At 28.7% G+C, this 17,651-nt stretch carries 15 protein-coding genes and 2 other annotated features; of the genes, 1 reads left to right on the top strand and 14 read right to left on the bottom strand.

Annotated elements, in window-relative coordinates; genetic code table 11:
• Nucleotides 1-37 precede the first annotated feature (37 nt).
• From GFJ41_RS12590 to infC, 10 genes are all read right to left on the bottom strand, one after another.
• Nucleotides 38-2,437, bottom strand: a complete 2,400-nt coding sequence (locus tag GFJ41_RS12590; protein ID WP_170075482.1) for a U32 family peptidase — start codon at nt 2,435-2,437, stop codon at nt 38-40.
• 73 nt (nt 2,438-2,510) lie between these two features.
• Nucleotides 2,511-3,089: a cell division protein ZapA gene (locus GFJ41_RS12585; RefSeq protein WP_021428492.1), complete on the bottom strand. Its 579-nt coding sequence runs from the start codon at nt 3,087-3,089 to the stop codon at nt 2,511-2,513.
• Between the two features lie 28 nt (nt 3,090-3,117).
• Entirely contained in the window at nt 3,118-5,508 is a 2,391-nt protein-coding gene (gene pheT, locus GFJ41_RS12580) for a phenylalanine--tRNA ligase subunit beta (RefSeq protein WP_170075481.1), read from the bottom strand.
• Between the two features lie 15 nt (nt 5,509-5,523).
• Complete coding sequence (pheS, locus tag GFJ41_RS12575) at nt 5,524-6,543, bottom strand: phenylalanine--tRNA ligase subunit alpha (RefSeq protein ID WP_021428375.1); 1,020 nt, start codon at nt 6,541-6,543, stop codon at nt 5,524-5,526.
• A 55-nt stretch (nt 6,544-6,598) separates the two neighbouring features.
• Nucleotides 6,599-6,830: a binding site (T-box leader), on the bottom strand.
• Nucleotides 6,831-6,890: 60 nt separating this feature from the next.
• Nucleotides 6,891-7,688 (bottom strand): TrmH family RNA methyltransferase, encoded by a 798-nt coding sequence (locus GFJ41_RS12570; RefSeq protein ID WP_035116931.1) that lies wholly within the window; start codon nt 7,686-7,688, stop codon nt 6,891-6,893.
• A gap of 3 nt (nt 7,689-7,691) precedes the next feature.
• Nucleotides 7,692-8,363, bottom strand: coding sequence for a potassium channel family protein (locus tag GFJ41_RS12565; protein WP_021428431.1), 672 nt, complete (start codon nt 8,361-8,363; stop codon nt 7,692-7,694).
• 20 nt (nt 8,364-8,383) lie between these two features.
• A complete protein-coding gene (locus GFJ41_RS12560) occupies nt 8,384-9,760 on the bottom strand; it encodes a TrkH family potassium uptake protein (protein ID WP_021428477.1) in 1,377 nt (458 codons plus the stop codon).
• A gap of 312 nt (nt 9,761-10,072) precedes the next feature.
• Complete coding sequence (gene rplT, locus GFJ41_RS12555; protein ID WP_021428465.1) at nt 10,073-10,429, bottom strand: 50S ribosomal protein L20; 357 nt, start codon at nt 10,427-10,429, stop codon at nt 10,073-10,075.
• A gap of 58 nt (nt 10,430-10,487) precedes the next feature.
• Nucleotides 10,488-10,685 (bottom strand): 50S ribosomal protein L35, encoded by a 198-nt coding sequence (gene rpmI, locus GFJ41_RS12550; protein WP_021428430.1) that lies wholly within the window; start codon nt 10,683-10,685, stop codon nt 10,488-10,490.
• 27 nt (nt 10,686-10,712) lie between these two features.
• The gene (infC, locus tag GFJ41_RS12545) at nt 10,713-11,204 is read right to left on the bottom strand and encodes a translation initiation factor IF-3 (RefSeq protein WP_332840782.1); all 492 of its coding nucleotides are present in this window, start codon (nt 11,202-11,204) and stop codon (nt 10,713-10,715) included.
• 372 nt (nt 11,205-11,576) lie between these two features.
• Here infC and GFJ41_RS12540 point away from each other — a divergent pair, with 372 nt between their 5' ends.
• Nucleotides 11,577-12,977 (top strand): ATP-dependent metallopeptidase FtsH/Yme1/Tma family protein, encoded by a 1,401-nt coding sequence (locus GFJ41_RS12540; RefSeq protein WP_021428474.1) that lies wholly within the window; start codon nt 11,577-11,579, stop codon nt 12,975-12,977.
• A gap of 38 nt (nt 12,978-13,015) precedes the next feature.
• Here the strand turns inward: GFJ41_RS12540 and thrS are convergent, their stop codons facing one another.
• The 4 genes from thrS to GFJ41_RS12520 all read right to left on the bottom strand — a co-directional run bounded on the left by thrS (nt 13,016) and on the right by GFJ41_RS12520 (nt 17,566).
• Complete coding sequence (gene thrS / locus GFJ41_RS12535; RefSeq protein WP_170075480.1) at nt 13,016-14,935, bottom strand: threonine--tRNA ligase; 1,920 nt, start codon at nt 14,933-14,935, stop codon at nt 13,016-13,018.
• A gap of 55 nt (nt 14,936-14,990) precedes the next feature.
• Nucleotides 14,991-15,221, bottom strand: a binding site (T-box leader).
• Nucleotides 15,222-15,311: 90 nt separating this feature from the next.
• The gene (locus GFJ41_RS12530; RefSeq protein ID WP_035116936.1) at nt 15,312-15,914 is read right to left on the bottom strand and encodes a DUF445 domain-containing protein; all 603 of its coding nucleotides are present in this window, start codon (nt 15,912-15,914) and stop codon (nt 15,312-15,314) included.
• Nucleotides 15,915-15,995: 81 nt separating this feature from the next.
• Entirely contained in the window at nt 15,996-16,796 is an 801-nt protein-coding gene (locus GFJ41_RS12525; RefSeq protein WP_035116938.1) for a putative sporulation protein YtxC, read from the bottom strand.
• A 5-nt stretch (nt 16,797-16,801) separates the two neighbouring features.
• Nucleotides 16,802-17,566: a DUF6873 family GME fold protein gene (locus GFJ41_RS12520; RefSeq protein WP_035116941.1), complete on the bottom strand. Its 765-nt coding sequence runs from the start codon at nt 17,564-17,566 to the stop codon at nt 16,802-16,804.
• Nucleotides 17,567-17,651 lie beyond the last annotated feature (85 nt).

The following is a 17,651-nucleotide window of genomic DNA, read 5'->3' as shown; positions in this document are numbered from 1 at the left end:
TAATATGTAATATTAGTATACATATTATCCTTTTTTATTATTCAACACCTTTATAGTAATGACCGGATGTTAATCCAGTATTTTCAAGCTCTTTATATAATTTTTTAGATTTCATACCTATATTAAAATCATTTTCTATACACTCTTCAAAAGCTTCAATTATAGACTTTATTTCTTCATTTGATTCAAATGTTAAATCTATTCTAAATACATTTATGCCAGCTTTATTTAATTCACTTAAATCTTCTAATACACATAGTAGTTTAGAATTGTATATACTAGTTCTACAGAAAGTATCTTGAGATAATCTATAAGTCCCATCTTTAGCATCTTTTAGTGCATATAAACTCTTGTTGCAAATAGAACTTCTTTTATCTTTTTTACAGTTTCTAACTAAAACTCCCATTGGACAGTATTCACTAATCATAAGAGGTGTATATCCATAAACTATGCTTTCTACTTCACTATCAGTATACTTTAACATATCTTTTATCTCTGTTAAATTTAACTCTTGAGATAAACAAATTGTATTTGCTCCTTCTGATTTATAGTGATTTATAGTTTCACTATTAAAAGAATTTAAGTAGCTATCTATATATATCTCTTTTCCCTTATATAAATTTACACAACCTAAATTTCCAGCTTGTACAGGTACTTTTTCAGCCTTATTTAAAATAGCATAATCTTTATTTCTAAGAATTCTAGGAGGAGAGTAGATAAGCTTTGTATCATTGTAACAAGCTTCTTTAGCTTCTTCTAATGTGTTTATGTCTTCATAATATACCGCATCTATATCATATAATAATACAGTTTTTAATTGTTCTATATTCTTAACTTTAACTCTTAGTTTTATATCCTTATCCTCTTTTATAACTTTTGGTGAGTACTTTATAAAAGAATCTTTGAAGTTTCTATTTTTTATAACGACTCTTTCATTACTTAATTTATCTATAGCATCTCTTCTAAGTTGATTTAGTATACTTATTGGTAAACTTATGTCTTCATCTATATCAACATCTATATTTCTCAATACATATGCGGTATTTCCTAGTTTCTTTATTTGAGATACTATTTTTTCCTCACCTAGAGCAACCTTCATAGCTTTCTCTACAAGCTTTTCATTTGTAACAGTTATATCATTTTCATATCCATCTTTTAGTCTAAGTTTTGGAGGTTGTCCAAGCTTTAATTCAATAGTCGCATCTATAGGAATTTTTATATTTTCAACATCTTCTTCAAATGATTTCTTAATAGTATTTAATAAATCACTATCTGATGTTTTATATACTATTTGTCCTTTTTTAGCTTCTCCTATAAAATCTAATTCTATAAGTTCTCCAGCTTCTCCTATCTCACTTATTGTATTATTTTGCTTAATAATTCTTCCTATAGTTCCTCCACCTAAGTTAATTCCATCACCTTTTTTAAGTGTATTCTCTAATTTAATTTTTAAGCGTTTAGCTTTTTTATTGTAATCAATTACTTTTCCAATATAAAGTCCTACATTATTAGGTCGATTTGAGTTCATAACATCTTCTCCAACCTCTCCTAATAAATATCCTTTTGTGAACTTTCTATTGAATATAGTATATAAATTATTCATAGTTTCATCTGATACATTTACTTGATTTTTTTCTAAATATGCATCTATAGTTTTTCTATAACTGCTTATTACAGTTGCTACATATTCTGGACGTTTCATTCTTCCTTCAATCTTTAAAGAGTGTACTCCAGCTTCTATAACTCTATCTATTTTCTCTATTGTATTTAAATCCCTAGGGCTTAATAAATAATCGCCTTCTGTATCTATAACTTTACCTGAATTTATATCTATTAACTCATACTTCTGTCTACATGGTTGAGCACATCTACCTCTATTTCCAGATCTGTTCCCTATCATACTGCTCATTAAGCACTGACCTGAGTAGCATACACATAATGCTCCATGTACAAATATTTCAATATCAACATCAGTATTTTTACATATATGTTCAATTTCATCTATATTAAGTTCTCTAGCTAAAACTACTCTATCGAATCCAATGTTTTGTAAGTACAAAGTATCTTCTAGAGAGTGAGCAACCATTTGTGTACTTGCATGTAATTCAAAGTCTGGTAGTAAACTTTTTATTAGTTTAGCCATTCCTATATCTTGAAGTATAACTGCATCAACATCTATATCATATAAATATTTTATATAATTAAGAAAATCATCTATTTCATATTGTTTTATAAGCGTATTTGCCGTTACAAATACTTTTACATTTCTTATATGCGCATACTTTACAGCTTCTTTTAATTCTTCTCTATCAAAGTTATTTGCTGAGGCTCTAGCACTAAATTCTTTTCCACCTAAATAAACTGCATTTGCTCCATTTTGTACAGCTGCTTTTAACGCATCAAAACTACCTACAGGTGCTAGTAATTCTGTATTCATAACTACCTCCTTATTGTCATTAAAAACTAAAACCTTCAGGTTATTTTTCCTGAAGGTTTATAAAAGTATTCTATTATTTTAAAAGTTTTCCAGATGCTTTTATATAATTTAGCTCTTGTTCTAACTCTATGTTTTTCAACTGTAAATCATATAATTTGTTTTGGAAATCTGAAGCTAACTTTTCAGCTATTTCAGTTTTCTCATTAGCTTCATCTAAGTTCTTTTTAAGTTCTTCAATTTCTTCTTTAAGAGGATTCATTCCCTCTAATACATTAACTTTATTTTTTAGTTCTTCATTTAGAGAATCTATTTCATCTTGTTTTTTACCAAGCTCTTCAACTTTATTATTAAGTTCTAACTTTATTTTTTTCATCTCTAGTTGAACTTCTTGGTTAGGTTTTTCTGCTTTTTTAACTAATTCTTTATTCTCTTTAGTTAACTTATCATTTTCTTCTGAACATTCAAATAGCAAATCAGTAATCGTTAATGCTGATAATATAGCTACTTGAGATGTACTAAGCATTGAATTAGCTTCTGCTATTCTGCTCATTTCTTCATCAACATAATGAGCTATTTTTATCATATAATCTTTAGATTTTTCAGATACCATAGGATATTCAGATCCATGTATCTTTACTGTAACTTTGTTCATCCTAACCCCCCCTACATTTGTTTCTTAATTAATTTGATCTTAAATTCGCATTTAGTTTTTCACTTAGCTCACTTACTATCTTATCATGAACTTTTGCTACGTCTTCATCAGTTAAAGTCTTATCTTTACTTCTGTAAGTTATTGAGTATGCTATAGATTTGTGCCCTTCTTCTATTTGAGCTCCCTTGTAAACATCAAATAATTGATAGCTTTCTAATATATCTGATCCATTAGCTTTTATTATATCTTCTATTTGTTTTACAAACACTTCATCCTTAACTAATAAAGCTATATCTCTAGTAGTTGCTGGATATTTAGGTAATGGATTATAAACTTTAGAATTATTTAAGTTCTCAAATACTAAGTCAATATCTATCTCTGCAACATATACTCTTTGATTTAAATCATAGTTTTCTAGTACATCTGGATGTAGCTCTCCGAATGTCCCTATACATATATTATTATACACTAATTTAGCACATCTTCCAGGGTGGAATGTTAAATTTTTAGTTTCTGGTTCAACTTCGTATCCATCAAATCCAACATTTGTTAATATAGTTTCTACTGCACCTTTTATAGAGAAGAAATCTACTTCTTTTCCGTACATTCCTATAGATAATTTCTTCGTTTCTACAGGTAATCCTTCTTGTGGTCTAAATGTATTTCCACATTCAAAAGCATAAACTTCTTCAACTTTATGAGATAAGTTTGTTGATATTACATCTAACATGTTAGGTATTAAAGTAGTTCTCATAACAGAAGTTTCTTCACCTAAAGGATTTATAATTTTAACAAATTCTCTTCTCTCATCATCTTCAGCTAAGTTTAGCTTATCTACTCCTCTTGGACTTACAAATGAATATGTTAAAATTTCATTTAATCCAACAGCTATAGAATTAGATTTTACATTATCCATAAATTTTTGTTTATTTGTTTTTACTCCTGCTGTAGCATTACCTTCTAAAGTTGCAGATGGTATATTTTCATATCCATATATTCTAGCAACCTCTTCTAATATATCAGCATCTTCACATATATCTAATCTAAAACTTGGTACTTCTAATTCTAACTTATCAGATGAAATTAAATTACACTTAAACTCTAATCTTTCAAGTATATTTATAAATTGATCCATAGGTACATTAACACCTAATAGTTTATTTATTCTTTCTGGATTAGCAGTTATTTTTTGTACTTCTTCCTTTTTAGGGTAATAATCAAGCATACCATTAAGAACTGTACCACAACCTAATTCTTCTATTAATTGACAAGCTCTATTTACAGCGGCTTCTGTTAGATTTACATCTATTCCTTTTTCAAATCTTGATGAAGCTTCTGTTCTTAATCCTAATTTTTTAGATGTTGCTCTTATATTTTCCTTTGCAAAACTTGCTCCTTCAAGGAATATAGATGTAGTGTTATCTTTTACTTCAGAGTTTTCTCCTCCCATGATACCAGCTAAATCTAAAGTCTTATCTTGGTTTCCTATAACTAACATATCTGATGTTAATGTTCTTTGGGCACCATCTAATGTAGTAAATTTCTCACCTTCTTGTGCAAGTTTTACTATCATCTTATTATATTTTATATCTTCTAAGTCAAATGCATGAAGTGGTTGACCAAGTTCTAACATAACATAATTAGTTATATCTACTATATTATTTATAGGTCTCATACCTGCCTCTATAAGTCTTCTTTGCATCCAATATGGAGAAGGCCCTACTTTAACATCTTTAATAACCTTACCACAGTATCTTTTACATAGTTCTGTTTGAACATCTATTTCAAACTTCATTTCTTCATCAGATCCATTTACAGTTATTTGTGGGTATTTTAATTCTTTCCCTAAAGTTACTGCAGCCTCTCTAGCTATTCCTATTATTGATCTACAGTCAGGTCTATTTGATGTTATTTCAAATTCTATTAAAGCATCATTTATTCCTAATGCTTCTCTTACGTCCATACCTAGTTCAAATGAATCTTGGTGGTCTAATATATATATTCCATCTTTTTTGTGTTCTTCTACATATTGAGAAGGTATAGTTAATTCTTCTGCTCCACAGAACATTCCCTCTGAAAGAACTCCTCTTAATTTACCTTTTTTTATTTTAAAATCACCTGGTAGAACAGCTCCTATTCTTGCAACTGGAACATAATCTCCAACATTTATATTTGTAGCATTAGTTACTATTTGAAGTATTTGACCATCAGCCACTTCAACTTTTGTAACCTTTAATCTATCTGCATCTGGATGTTGTTCTATTTCAAGTATTTTACATACTTCAACTCCATTAGTTTCTTTTCCGAAGAACTCTACTTTTTCAACCTTTGAACCAGTCATAGTCATCATATCAGCGAATTCTTGAGTTTCTCTATCTATATCAACGTAGTCTCTAAGCCATTTTAAAGGTACTAACATATCAAATCCTCCTAATTAAAATTGATTTAAAAATCTCATATCATTTTCGAATAATAGTCTTATGTCATCTATTTCATACTTAAGCATTGTTATTCTATCAAGACCCATACCAAAAGCAAATCCACTATAAACTTCAGGGTCTATTCCACAATTTCTTAATACATTTGGATGTACCATACCAGCTCCTAATATTTCTATCCAACCTTCACCTTTACACATCTGACATCCTGCGCCTTGGCACTTAAAGCAAGTAACATCTACTTCTGCACTTGGCTCTGTAAATGGGAAGTTGTGTGGTCTAAATTTAGTTTTAGTATGTTCTCCAAATAACTTCTTAACAAACATATCTAATGTTCCTTTTAATTGAGCCATAGTAACATCTTTTCCAACTACAAGCCCTTCTATTTGATGGAACATTGGTGAATGTGTTGCATCTGGAGCATCAAATCTAAAACATCTACCTGGAGATATTATTTTTATTGGTAACTCTTCATTTTTCATTGTTCTCACTTGAACTGGAGATGTTTGAGTTCTAAGTAATAATTCATCATTTATATAGAATGTATCACTCATATCTCTAGATGGATGGTCTTTTGGTGCATTTAATGCATCAAAGTTATTTTCAACTGTTTCAACTTCTGGTCCTTCTGCTATCGAGAATCCCATTCCTATAAATATTTCATTTACTTCATCTATAATTTGAGATATAGGATGTTTTTTACCTACTTTAAATTCTTTAGCTGGCATAGTTACATCTAAAACTTCTTCAGCTAATTTTCTTTGCTTTTCAATATTTTTTAATTCATCTTTTTTAGTACTTATAGCAGTATCTATCGCTTCTCTAACTTCGTTAGCAACCTTTCCTATTACAGGTCTTTCTTCAGCTGATAATTTACCCATTTCTTTTAATATAGATGTTATTTCACCTTTTTTTCCTAAGTACTTAACTCTTAAAGACTCTATTTGCTCTATATCTTGCATGTCTTTTATTTCACTTAATGCTGCTTGTTGTAAATTAAGTAGTTTTTCTTGCACTATATTCACCCTTTCACTTTAATTTTTATACATCAAAAAAAGCCCTTCATCCCTATCTAGGGACGAAAGGCTATTGTTTCGCGGTACCACCCTAGTAGCTTGATTTATTAAAAATAATTCAAACCACTCGAAAAACGTAACGTGTTTTTAACGTCATAACCTACTTAAATTTCAGCCATGATACTCCAGAGGGAACTTCTTTTAATAACTTAGAAAGTACTTTCAGCCTAGGTACTTATCTCTGAGCTAAGGACTATTAAAATACTTTTCTCTTTCATAGTATTTTAAATATTAAACTTTGATTGTAAATTATATCATATATAGTGTGAATTTTCAATACAACTCTATTATATCATATATTTTTTGATTTCATACATAAGTATAGCTGAGCTTATAGCTGCATTTAAAGATTCAGCTTTTCCGTATATAGGTATTTTGACTAGTATATCTGATTCTTCTATAAGTTCATCATTAACACCATTAGCTTCATTACCTATAACAAGAGCTGTTTTATAGTTATATTCTACTCCATCATAAAAGTTATTTGTATTTAAATAACTTGATACAATATCAAATTTCCTATCTTTTAGTTCTTTTAATGCTTCCTCCTGAGTCATATTTATTATTTTCATATCAAATATTGACCCCATTGTAGATCTCGTAACTTTACTATTATATATATCTACACAACCTTTTAAGTTTATTATAGCATCTACACCTGCTGCATCTGCTGTTCTTATTATAGTCCCCATATTCCCTGGGTCTTGTATTCTATCTAAAATTAATACAAATCTGCAATTTTCATCTAAAATATCTTGAATATTATTTTTTTGTATACCAACAACTCCAACTATACCTTGAGTGCTTTCTGTATCTATAAACTCATTAAATATCTTATTTGTAGTTTTGTATACTTTTATATTTTTACTTTCTAAAACTTTTAAGAATTCAATATGTTCTTCTTTAGTCTCAAAATTTTCATTTATAAATACATATTGTAAATCTGCACTACAATCTATAGCTTGAGTTAAAATTCTAAATCCTTCTATTAAAAATTTAGACTCTTTTAATCTATTTTTGCTTTTTAAAAGAGATTTAGTTAATTTAACTTTTTCATTATCCTTACTACTTATCGATACTATCATTTTTTATTTTCTCCTAAATGAAAAGTCACTATCTGCTGTTATTGTACTTATTTTACTGTTTTGGCCTATAACAACTAATATACTTCCTGCATTTAATTTTTCTTCTGGAGATGGTGTAACATTTATAGTTTTATCACACTTTATAGCTAATACTGTTATTTCATATTTAGCTCTTAAATCTAATTCTATTAATGTCTTACCTTCCCATTCTCTTGGTGTAACAATTTCAACTATAGAATAGTCTGGATCTAACTCTATATGGTCTAATATATTATTTGAAACTAAATTGTGTGCTACTCTAACTCCCATATCTCTTTCAGGGAATACAACTCTATCAGCACCTATTTTATATAAAACTTTAGCTTGTAGTTCATCTTTTGCCTTACATACAATTTGCTCTACACCCATTTCCTTAGCTATTAACGTAGCCATTATAGAAGCTCTTATATCTGAACCTATCGCAATTATTGCTACATCAAAATTTCCCATACCTAAGGCTCTTAGTGCTTGTTCATCCGTAACATCTACAATCGCTGCATGTGTAACTTTTTCAGATATAGCTTGTACTGCATCATCACTTTTATCTATTGCCATTACTTGATGTCCTAGTAAATGCATTGTAGTTGCTACTGACGATCCAAATCTTCCACAACCTATAACTATATATTGTTTCATACCTGTTCTCTCCTAACTTTCTATCCTACTATAATTTTACCTTCAGGGAATCTTATAACTTGTTTTTTAACAGAATTTTTAGCGACTAAGGCTATAAATATAGTTAAGAATCCTACTCTTCCCATAAACATATACATCATTATTACTATTTTACCAAATACATTTAAATTAGGACTTCCTCCTATACTTGAACCTACTGTTGCAAATGCTGATGCAACCTCAAATGCTGATTCTATTAAATCAAAAGATTCTTGTGTTAAGTTTATAATTAAAATCCCTACGAATACAACTAATATTCCTATAAAGAATATTGCTATAGACTTTCTTACTGCATTAATCCCGACTCTTCTTTCAAATACTTCTATATCTTCTCTTTCAAATATAAAGCTTCTTACAGCAAGTACTATAGTTGCAATAGTTGTAGTTTTTATACCTCCACCTGTAGAACAAGGTGAGGCTCCTATAAACATTAAAATAATCATTATAAATAAACTGCCCTGATGCATAGATGCTAAGTCTATAGTATTAAATCCAGCAGTTCTCGGTGTAATTGATTGGAATAATGATCCTAATAATTTACCTTTTAATGAAAGATCTCCTAGTGTTTTAGGATTTGAATATTCTATAAATAATATAAATACCATACCAGTAATTATTAATGTTGCCGTTGTTATTAATACTACTTTTGAATGTATATTTAATTTAGATGGTTTTTTATTTTTTACTACATCTAAAATTACCGGGAACCCTATACCTCCAAGCACTATAAGCGCTGAGATAGTAAGACTTACCGTTATATTATTTACATATTTTGTAATTGAAGTAAATGGTCCGCTTATATTCCCCATAAGGTCAAATCCAGCATTACAGAATGCTGAAATAGCATGGAAAATACTAAACCATATCCCTTTAACTAAACCAAATTCCGGTATAAATACTGTTGATAATATTAACGCTCCAAATCCTTCTATAACAAAAGTCATCAATAATACATATCTAGTTAGTTTAACTAATCCAGATAGGTCAATTTGATTTAATGCCTCTTGTATAAGAAGTCTTTCTTTCAGATTTATCCTTTTTTTAGTTATTAATGCAAATAAAGTTGTTATTGTCATAAATCCTAAACCACCGACTTGAATTAATGCAATTATTACAATTTGTCCAAATAAGTTCCAATGTGTAGCTGTATCTACTACTACTAAACCTGTTACACAGACCGCAGACGTAGACGTAAATAAAGCATCTACAAATGGAGTAGATTCTCCCGTGTTTGTAGCAATAGGAAGTGTAAGTAGTATCGCTCCTATTAATATAACAGTAGCAAAACCAATTACCATTATTTGAGGTGGATTTAATTTATTAATCGGCTTTTTAATCTTTAAAATAAACTCTTTCACCTACTTTATCTCCTCCTGTATATATTATAATTAAATCTTCATTTTGTATAACTATATTATTGTGCTTATAACAATAATAAAATACATTATATACTTAGTTTTTAAATATATCTATACTTAAATGGAAATTTGTAATTTTAAAAATATTTATTATATCTTTACATAAATTTAACATATGTAACTTTTCTCATTTGATAAAAATTTCACTTTATTTTATATGCAAGTTAAATTGATTTTCCAGCAATTTTTTGTTTAATCTAATGTTTAAATGCATAAAAAAAACTCTGAGTCAAAACCCAGAGTTTTATATAATTAAGCTAATTTTGATTTAGCAACTTCTACTAATTTAGCGAATCCTTGAGGATCGTTTATAGCCATTTCAGATAACATTTTTCTGTTAACTTCAACACCTGCTAATTTTAATCCGTTCATAAATCTTGAATAAGACATTCCGTTAGCTCTAGTAGCTGCATTTATTCTTTGTATCCAAAGTTTTCTGAAATCTCTCTTCTTTAATTTTCTACCAACATAAGCATGCTTTAATGCTTTCATTACAAACTCGTTAGCTGGTCTGTATAATTTACTTCTTGATCCTCTGTAACCTTTTGCAAGTTTTAATACTTTCTTATGCTTCTTACGAGCGTTCATAGCTTTTTTAACTCTTGCCATCGTCGTAACCTCCTTCGTTTCTCTGTTCTAAATAATTTTTATCTATTTGTATTCGATCTTATAAGTATGGTAATAATTGTGCTATTCTTCTAGCATCACCTTCACTAACTACTCCAGACTTTCTTAATTGCATTTTAGTCTTAGCATCTTTCTTAGTTAGTATATGTCTTCTGAAAGCTTTACCTCTCTTTAATTTTCCACTAGCAGTCTTTTTGAATCTCTTAGCTGCTCCTCTATGAGTTTTCATTTTAGGCATATTAATATCCTCCTCTCAAATGTATATCTATTTTTTTGGATCTATCATTACAACCATGTTATTACCCTCAAATGCAGGGGCTTTTGTTGGTTCTCCAAACTCTTTTACTAGGTCTATAAACTTAAGCATTACTTGTTTTCCTAAATCCTTATGCCCTAGTTCTCTACCTCTAAATCTAAGTTCAACCTTAACTTTGTCTCCTTTTTTAAGAAACTTAATAGCATTATTTGCTTTTGTATTTATGTCGTTTTCTTCTATACCTGGTCTTAATCTAACTTCTTTTACAGTTACGACCTTTTGCTTCTTCTTAGATTCTTTTTCTTTTCTAGATTGTTCATATTTATATTTACCATAATCCATTAACTTGCATACTGGTGGGTTCGCATTAGGTGATATTTTTACTAAATCTAAATTCTTCTCATTTGCCATTAATTGTGCATCTCTAGAAGTCATTATTCCAAGTTGCTCACCAGTTTCTGAAAGAACTCTTATTTCCTTATCTCTTATCTCATCATTGATTGCTAATTCCTTACTAATAGTAGGACACCTCCAATTTTATATTAAAAAAGGCGAATGATATCATCATCCGCCATATAAGTTACTACAATTAATAAAACTCTTAAATCTTAACTTATATTTACCTTACTAACTTTATTGTTGTAAGGTGAGAAGCGGACTTCTTCTTGTTTTTTATTACTCTATATACTATACCATCAGTTTAAATAAGTGTCAATTATTTTTTTAATTTTATAATTAATTATTAAATTTATGGACATACTTTTAATGAATTAAATATTTTTAATTTGAAAAATATAAAAATTTAATAATATTAATTTGAAAATCGGCAAATATATGTAATAACAACAATTTTTATAACTGAGGTGTTTGACTATGAAAATGTTAAATAATTTTTTTAAGAAAATCAACAACCCTGCGCCTGCGTTTAATCAGACAAAAATGGAAAAGGAAACTTCTAATGACAACTCTGATTCAACTAAGCCTAAAACAACATTCAATGATGTTGCTGGATTAGAAGAGGTTAAAGAAGAACTATTTGAAATAGTTGATTTTATGAAAAACCCAACAAAGTATCAAAAAATGGGTGCTAAAATTCCTAAAGGTGTTTTATTCTATGGACCTCCTGGTACAGGTAAAACATTGCTTGCATCAGCTATGGCTGGTGAAACGAACGCATCATTTTTCAATGTAACAGGATCTGAATTCGTTGAAAAATATGTTGGTGTAGGGGCAAAAAGAGTTAGAACATTGTTTGAAAAGGCTAGAAAAGAAGCCCCTAGTATAATATTTATAGATGAAATTGACGCAATAGGAGCCAAAAGACATCTAGAAAGTAATAATGAAAAGGATCAAACATTAAACCAACTTCTTGTTGAGATGGATGGATTTAATAAAGATTCTAACATACTTATAGTAGGTTCAACTAATAGACTAGACTTATTAGATGATGCATTACTTAGACCAGGTAGATTTGACAGACATGTCCATATAGGAGAACCTAATTATCACACTAGATTAGAAATTCTAAAAGTTCATACTAAAAACAAACCAATTGATAACTCCGTAGACTTAAACTTATTAGCTAAAAAAACTCACGGATTCAATGGTGCTCACTTAGCAAATATAGCAAATGAAGCTGCTATATTTGCAGTAAGAGAAAGCAGCGAAAATATCAATAGTATTCATTTTGACAAAGCTATTGAAAGAGTTATCGCTGGACTTGAATCAAAAAATTCAAAACTTATTGAAAAAGAAAAACGTATAGTGTCTTACCACGAAGCTGGTCATGCTCTAGTTAGTAATACATTAGGTATAAACCCTATACAAAAAATATCTATAATACCTAGAGGCCAAGCACTAGGATATGTACTTCAACTTCCAGATGAAGATAGATATATTTATACTAAAGATGAACTTTTAGGAAAAATTAAAATATTACTTGCAGGTAAAGCTGCTGAAGAAATAATATTTGGTCATAAATCTACAGGAGCTAAGGATGACTTGAAAAAAGTAACTGATATAGCAACTCAAATGGTTTGTGACTATGGTATGAGTAATCTTGGAGCTATGACTATAGATCAAAATCAAAAAAGCTTTTTATCAAAACAAATCCAAGAAGAAACTACTAGTATAATAGATTCTTGTTATGAAGAAACTCTTAATCTTCTAAATTCAAGTTTAAATGACCTTCATTTAGTTTCTCAACATCTATTTGACAAAGAAACTATGACTCACGAAGAGTTAAAAAATATAATAAGAAAAGAATGTGTATAAAAAAAGTTAGCCTTAAAGGCTAACTTTTTTATTGTTTATTATGCTTGAATTACATTAGTTCTTTCTTCTACTTCTTTTAATACATTTGCAATAAATGCATCTACATCCATTGCACCCATTTCTCCATTATCTCTTGATCTTACAGAAACTTTCTTTTCATTAACTTCTTTTTCTCCAACTACTAACATGTAAGGAACTTTTTGAAGTTGAGCCTCTCTTATTTTATATCCGATTTTTTCAGCTCTATCATCAAGCTCGACTCTTATACCTTTATCAAATAATGCATTTTTAACTTCTTCTGCATATTCTTTAAATCTATCAGATACTAGTAATATTTTAGCTTGAACTGGAGATATCCAAGTTGGGAATTTACCAGCATAATGTTCTATTAATATACCTATAAATCTTTCTATACTTCCTAATGCAACTCTATGGATCATAACAGGTCTATGTTTTTCCCCATCTTCACCTACATAACTAATATCAAATCTTTGTGGTAATTGCATATCTAATTGTATAGTTCCACATTGCCAAGTTCTTCCTAAACAATCTTTTAAGTGGAAGTCTATCTTAGGACCATAGAATGCTCCATCTCCTTCATTTATTACATAAGGTAGATTTAATTCTTCTAAAGCTTCTCTTAATCCATTTTCAGCTGCTTCCCACTCTTCATCTGTTCCCATTGAATCTTCTGGTCTAGTTGATAACTCTAAGTGATATTCAAATCCAAATGCAGAATACACCTTATCTATTAATGAAACAACACCTTTTATTTCATCTTTTATTTGCTCTGGTAGCATGAATATATGTGCATCATCTTGAGTAAATGCTCTAACTCTCTTAAGACCATTTAAAGCTCCAGATAATTCATGTCTATGAACTCTTCCTAACTCAGCCACTCTCATAGGGAAATCTTTGTATGAATGTTGCTTAAAGTTATAGTATAACATCCCACCTGGGCAGTTCATTGGTTTTATAGCAAATTGCATATCATCTATATCTACAGTGTACATGTTTTCTTTATAGTGATACCAGTGTCCTGAAGTTTCCCATAATTTTTGGTTTAATATTATAGGAGTTTCTATTTCTACATATCCGTCTTTTCTGTGTAATTCTCTCCAGAATTTTAATAATTCATTTTTAAGTTCCATACCTTTTGGTAAGAATAATGGGAATCCTGGCCCTTCTTCTGGTATGAAGAATAATTCTAATTCTCTACCTAATTTTCTATGGTCTCTTTTCTTAGCTTCTTCTACTAAGTGTAAGTATGCTTCTAAATCTTTGTTCTTTTCAAAAGATGTTCCATATATTCTTTGTAACATCTTATTTTTTTCATCTCCACGCCAGTAAGCCCCTGTTACGTTTTGAAGTCTTATAGCTTTAACCTTTTTAGTAGAAGATAAATGTGGCCCTCTACATAAATCTGTAAAATCTCCTTGTTTATAGAAAGATATAATTTCTCCTTCAGGTAGTTCTGATATAAGTTCTACCTTATAGTTTTCCCCTTGTTCTTCCATTAACTTTATAGCATCTTCTCTACCTAATTCAAATCTCTCTATAGCTAAATCTTCTTTAGCTATTTTTTTCATTTCAGCTTCTATCTTTTCTAAATCCTCTGGAGTTAATCTGTACTCTAAGTCTATATCATAGTAGAATCCATTTTCAATACTTGGCCCTATAGCTAATTTAGCTTCAGGGTATAGTCTTTTTATAGCTTGTGCTAGCATGTGAGCAGATGTATGTCTGAACACATCTTTTCCTTCTTCATCATCAAATTTAAATAAATTTAATTCGCAATCTTCATTAACTTCGAAATCTAACCCAACAACCTCTTCATTAACAGATGCAGCTACTATACTTCTAGCTAATCCTTCACTTATCGATTTAGCAATATCCATAACTGTAGTACCTTTAGAATACTCCTTTACAGATCCGTCTTTTAAAGTAACTTTTATCATGACCTTACCTCCTTAATTTTTTTTGTATAAAATAAAAAAACTCGGCCCATGAAAATCATGGGACGAGTAACATTCGCGGTTCCACCCAAGTTGGCATGTTATAAACATTGCCCTCTTGATGACTATAAGGTTGTCAACCGAGTACTTTTACTTATAAGCGCTTATAAGCTACTAAACTCTGCTCCAAGGTAGTTTTCAAATAGTCATTTTTAGATATACTTTCAGCCTATGATATATCCTCTCTGAAAATTGTTTCTATTTTACTCTTCCTTTTCATAGCAACTATATTAATATTAATACAAATTATATCAAATCAAGCGATATATATCAACTCTAAATATTATATAAATTTAAATATTTTTTTGTTACATAAAATTTATATAAAAATTGTTATTATACCTTGTATTATTCCTATAACAAAACCTAGTATTAATCCCAATAATTCTATATGCTTTAACTCATTGCTCGCTATACTAAGTATTATATCTTCTAATTCAAGTAAATCTAAGCTATCAACTTTTTCCTCTACTATCTGTTGTATATTTACTCTTTCATGCGCTTTTGATACAACTTCACTTCCTAGTTCATCAATAGAAGCACTAACTTCTTTTTCTATTATATCCTCTATATAGTTTTTTATAACAGATTTTATATAACTAGGTATAAGAGTCGCTTTTTCCTCTACTATAGAATTAACTTTAGACTTTATATATTCAGTAGCTTTTACTTTATCTTCTTCTGTTATTAAATTTTCTAATATATCATCTAAAGATACAAACTCATCTTGGATAACTTCTCCTATTTTTATAGCTATTTCTTTTCTTCGCTTTGGGATAAGCCCTATTATTTCAAAATTTGTAAGAGGTATTTTTATAGGATTTATAGGCCTAAATATAAGCTTTATAGCTAATTTATTCGTTACATATCCGATAATACCTCCAATAATTGCCATTATCAAAATTATATATATATTGTTCATCTCAAATCTCCTTATTATTTTAATTAGAAACAATATATATTTTATACTTTAATGATTTTTTTTCAATACATTTTTTAAATTTTAAGATTTATTTTTTTCTTCTACCTTTTCTTCAAATATCGCTTTTATAGTATCTATAATTTCTCTAGATGAGTTAGTTTGTAAAGAATCGTATATAATTATATGATTTGGGCACAAAGAAAGCAATGTACTAATTAAGAAATCTTCATAGTTTAAATTTTCTTTTATAAACATATTTATTAACTCTTCATCATTTTCATTTTCTATTATGTTGTCATTTTTATCATATAATATAAACGAGTTATCTTTCCTTATGTATACTTTCAATGTGTCAATTTTAGTTTCTTGTACATTTATAAAATATCTTAATACACTAATAAATTCGTCATAGTCTTTCTCTATTAAATATTCTTCTAGTGCATCTTCACAGATATTAGCTATATATCCCATTAGTTCTTTCATTCTAAACTTTACAAAACCATCCACATCTATATGGTCATTATTTAATATGTAATTATTCATTCTACAAAATATTATTTCTCTTAATAATAAGTCTTTACTTTTAAATACTTCTAATGATTTTAAATATATTTTTTCTATTGCCTGATTATACTTATCTCCATATGATTTTTGTATATATTCCTTCAATATAACCTCTTTTATTACTTGCATCAAAATATCGGTTATCTCTCTTGATATCTCTAGAACTGTTTCATCCGTTCTATCCTTCGTGCTTATTTTTATTTCTATAACATCATCATTGTAATTTATAATATTGCTAAACTTAGTTTGTTTTACAAATTGATTTACAGCTAATTCATATTTAGGCAATAAGCTCAGATAAATCTCTTTGTTGTCCATAGTCATCACTCCTTTCTAGTCATCAAAGGAATTATAGAACCTAAATCTAATAATTGTTCTTTGCTTAAACTTACTATTTCCTTATTTTTTGATTTTATAAATTTTTTTATAAGTTCATAATCTGGATGTTTTTTTACATCTCCTAAAAAAGCTATTTCATTTTTACTTATAAACCCTGTACATCCACCTATAAATCCATAATCTAATTGAAATAAATTTATATTTCCAGGCCTTATAAGAAGGCAATCTATACCATATTGTTTTACAGATTTATATATACCTTTATCAGAAGTTATAATTGAATTTTCATCAACTATACAAATTGAGCATTTAGAATATCCCTGTTTTACATTTATCTTTATAAGATTTTTTTTGTTTATGTAGTCTAAAATTTTTTCATCTGTATAATTAAAATTATGTATTGCAAATCTTCCCATCATAGTTACATTATATTGAATATTGTTAGGATATTTTTTTTCTATATAGCGACTTCCTTTAATTACATTAAATCCTAATGGGATTAATATTTCTGAATAAAACTCATATACATTTGGCGCTACAACTATATTTCCTTCACCTAAATTGCATACACATATATCTGGATGATATTTTATAGCCTCATAACATTCTTTACATTCTATAGTTTTTATTATTTGTATTTTTCTTCTTTTTAATTCTAGTTCTATATCGCAAGTAATTCTTTTATCTACCAACGCTAGACATAAATCCCCATCAATTACAAAAGATTGTCTACTATGTACTGCTTTCATTTCACCGTTCCTTCTATATCGATTTTACTTTTATAATGCAACTAATATTTTATATACTTATTTTCATTTTTAATAGACTAATAAT

Origin of the sequence: Paraclostridium dentum, assembly GCF_012922555.1 — a bacterium.
In the GTDB taxonomy this organism is placed as follows: Bacteria; Bacillota; Clostridia; order Peptostreptococcales; family Peptostreptococcaceae; genus Paraclostridium; species Paraclostridium dentum.
The sequence above is the reverse complement of the archived record's forward strand: the minus strand, read 5'-3'. Positions and strand labels throughout refer to the sequence as shown.

What these genes read in the sequence shown, in the direction of transcription:
- GFJ41_RS12590 (WP_170075482.1), bottom strand. Translation starts at nt 2,437, where the DNA reads ATGAATACAGAATTACTAGCACCTGTAGGTAGTTTTGATGCGTTAAAA.
- GFJ41_RS12585 (WP_021428492.1), bottom strand. Translation starts at nt 3,089, where the DNA reads ATGAACAAAGTTACAGTAAAGATACATGGATCTGAATATCCTATGGTA.
- pheT (WP_170075481.1), bottom strand. Translation starts at nt 5,508, where the DNA reads ATGTTAGTACCTTTAAAATGGCTTAGAGACTACGTTGATATAGATAGA.
- GFJ41_RS12570 (WP_035116931.1), bottom strand. Translation starts at nt 7,688, where the DNA reads ATGATAGTATCGATAAGTAGTAAGGATAATGAAAAAGTTAAATTAACT.
- GFJ41_RS12565 (WP_021428431.1), bottom strand. Translation starts at nt 8,363, where the DNA reads ATGAAACAATATATAGTTATAGGTTGTGGAAGATTTGGATCGTCAGTA.
- rplT (WP_021428465.1), bottom strand. Translation starts at nt 10,429, where the DNA reads ATGGCAAGAGTTAAAAAAGCTATGAACGCTCGTAAGAAGCATAAGAAA.
- rpmI (WP_021428430.1), bottom strand. Translation starts at nt 10,685, where the DNA reads ATGCCTAAAATGAAAACTCATAGAGGAGCAGCTAAGAGATTCAAAAAG.
- GFJ41_RS12540 (WP_021428474.1), top strand. Translation starts at nt 11,577, where the DNA reads ATGAAAATGTTAAATAATTTTTTTAAGAAAATCAACAACCCTGCGCCT.
- thrS (WP_170075480.1), bottom strand. Translation starts at nt 14,935, where the DNA reads ATGATAAAAGTTACTTTAAAAGACGGATCTGTAAAGGAGTATTCTAAA.
- GFJ41_RS12530 (WP_035116936.1), bottom strand. Translation starts at nt 15,914, where the DNA reads ATGAACAATATATATATAATTTTGATAATGGCAATTATTGGAGGTATT.
- GFJ41_RS12525 (WP_035116938.1), bottom strand. Translation starts at nt 16,796, where the DNA reads ATGGACAACAAAGAGATTTATCTGAGCTTATTGCCTAAATATGAATTA.
- GFJ41_RS12520 (WP_035116941.1), bottom strand. Translation starts at nt 17,566, where the DNA reads ATGAAAGCAGTACATAGTAGACAATCTTTTGTAATTGATGGGGATTTA.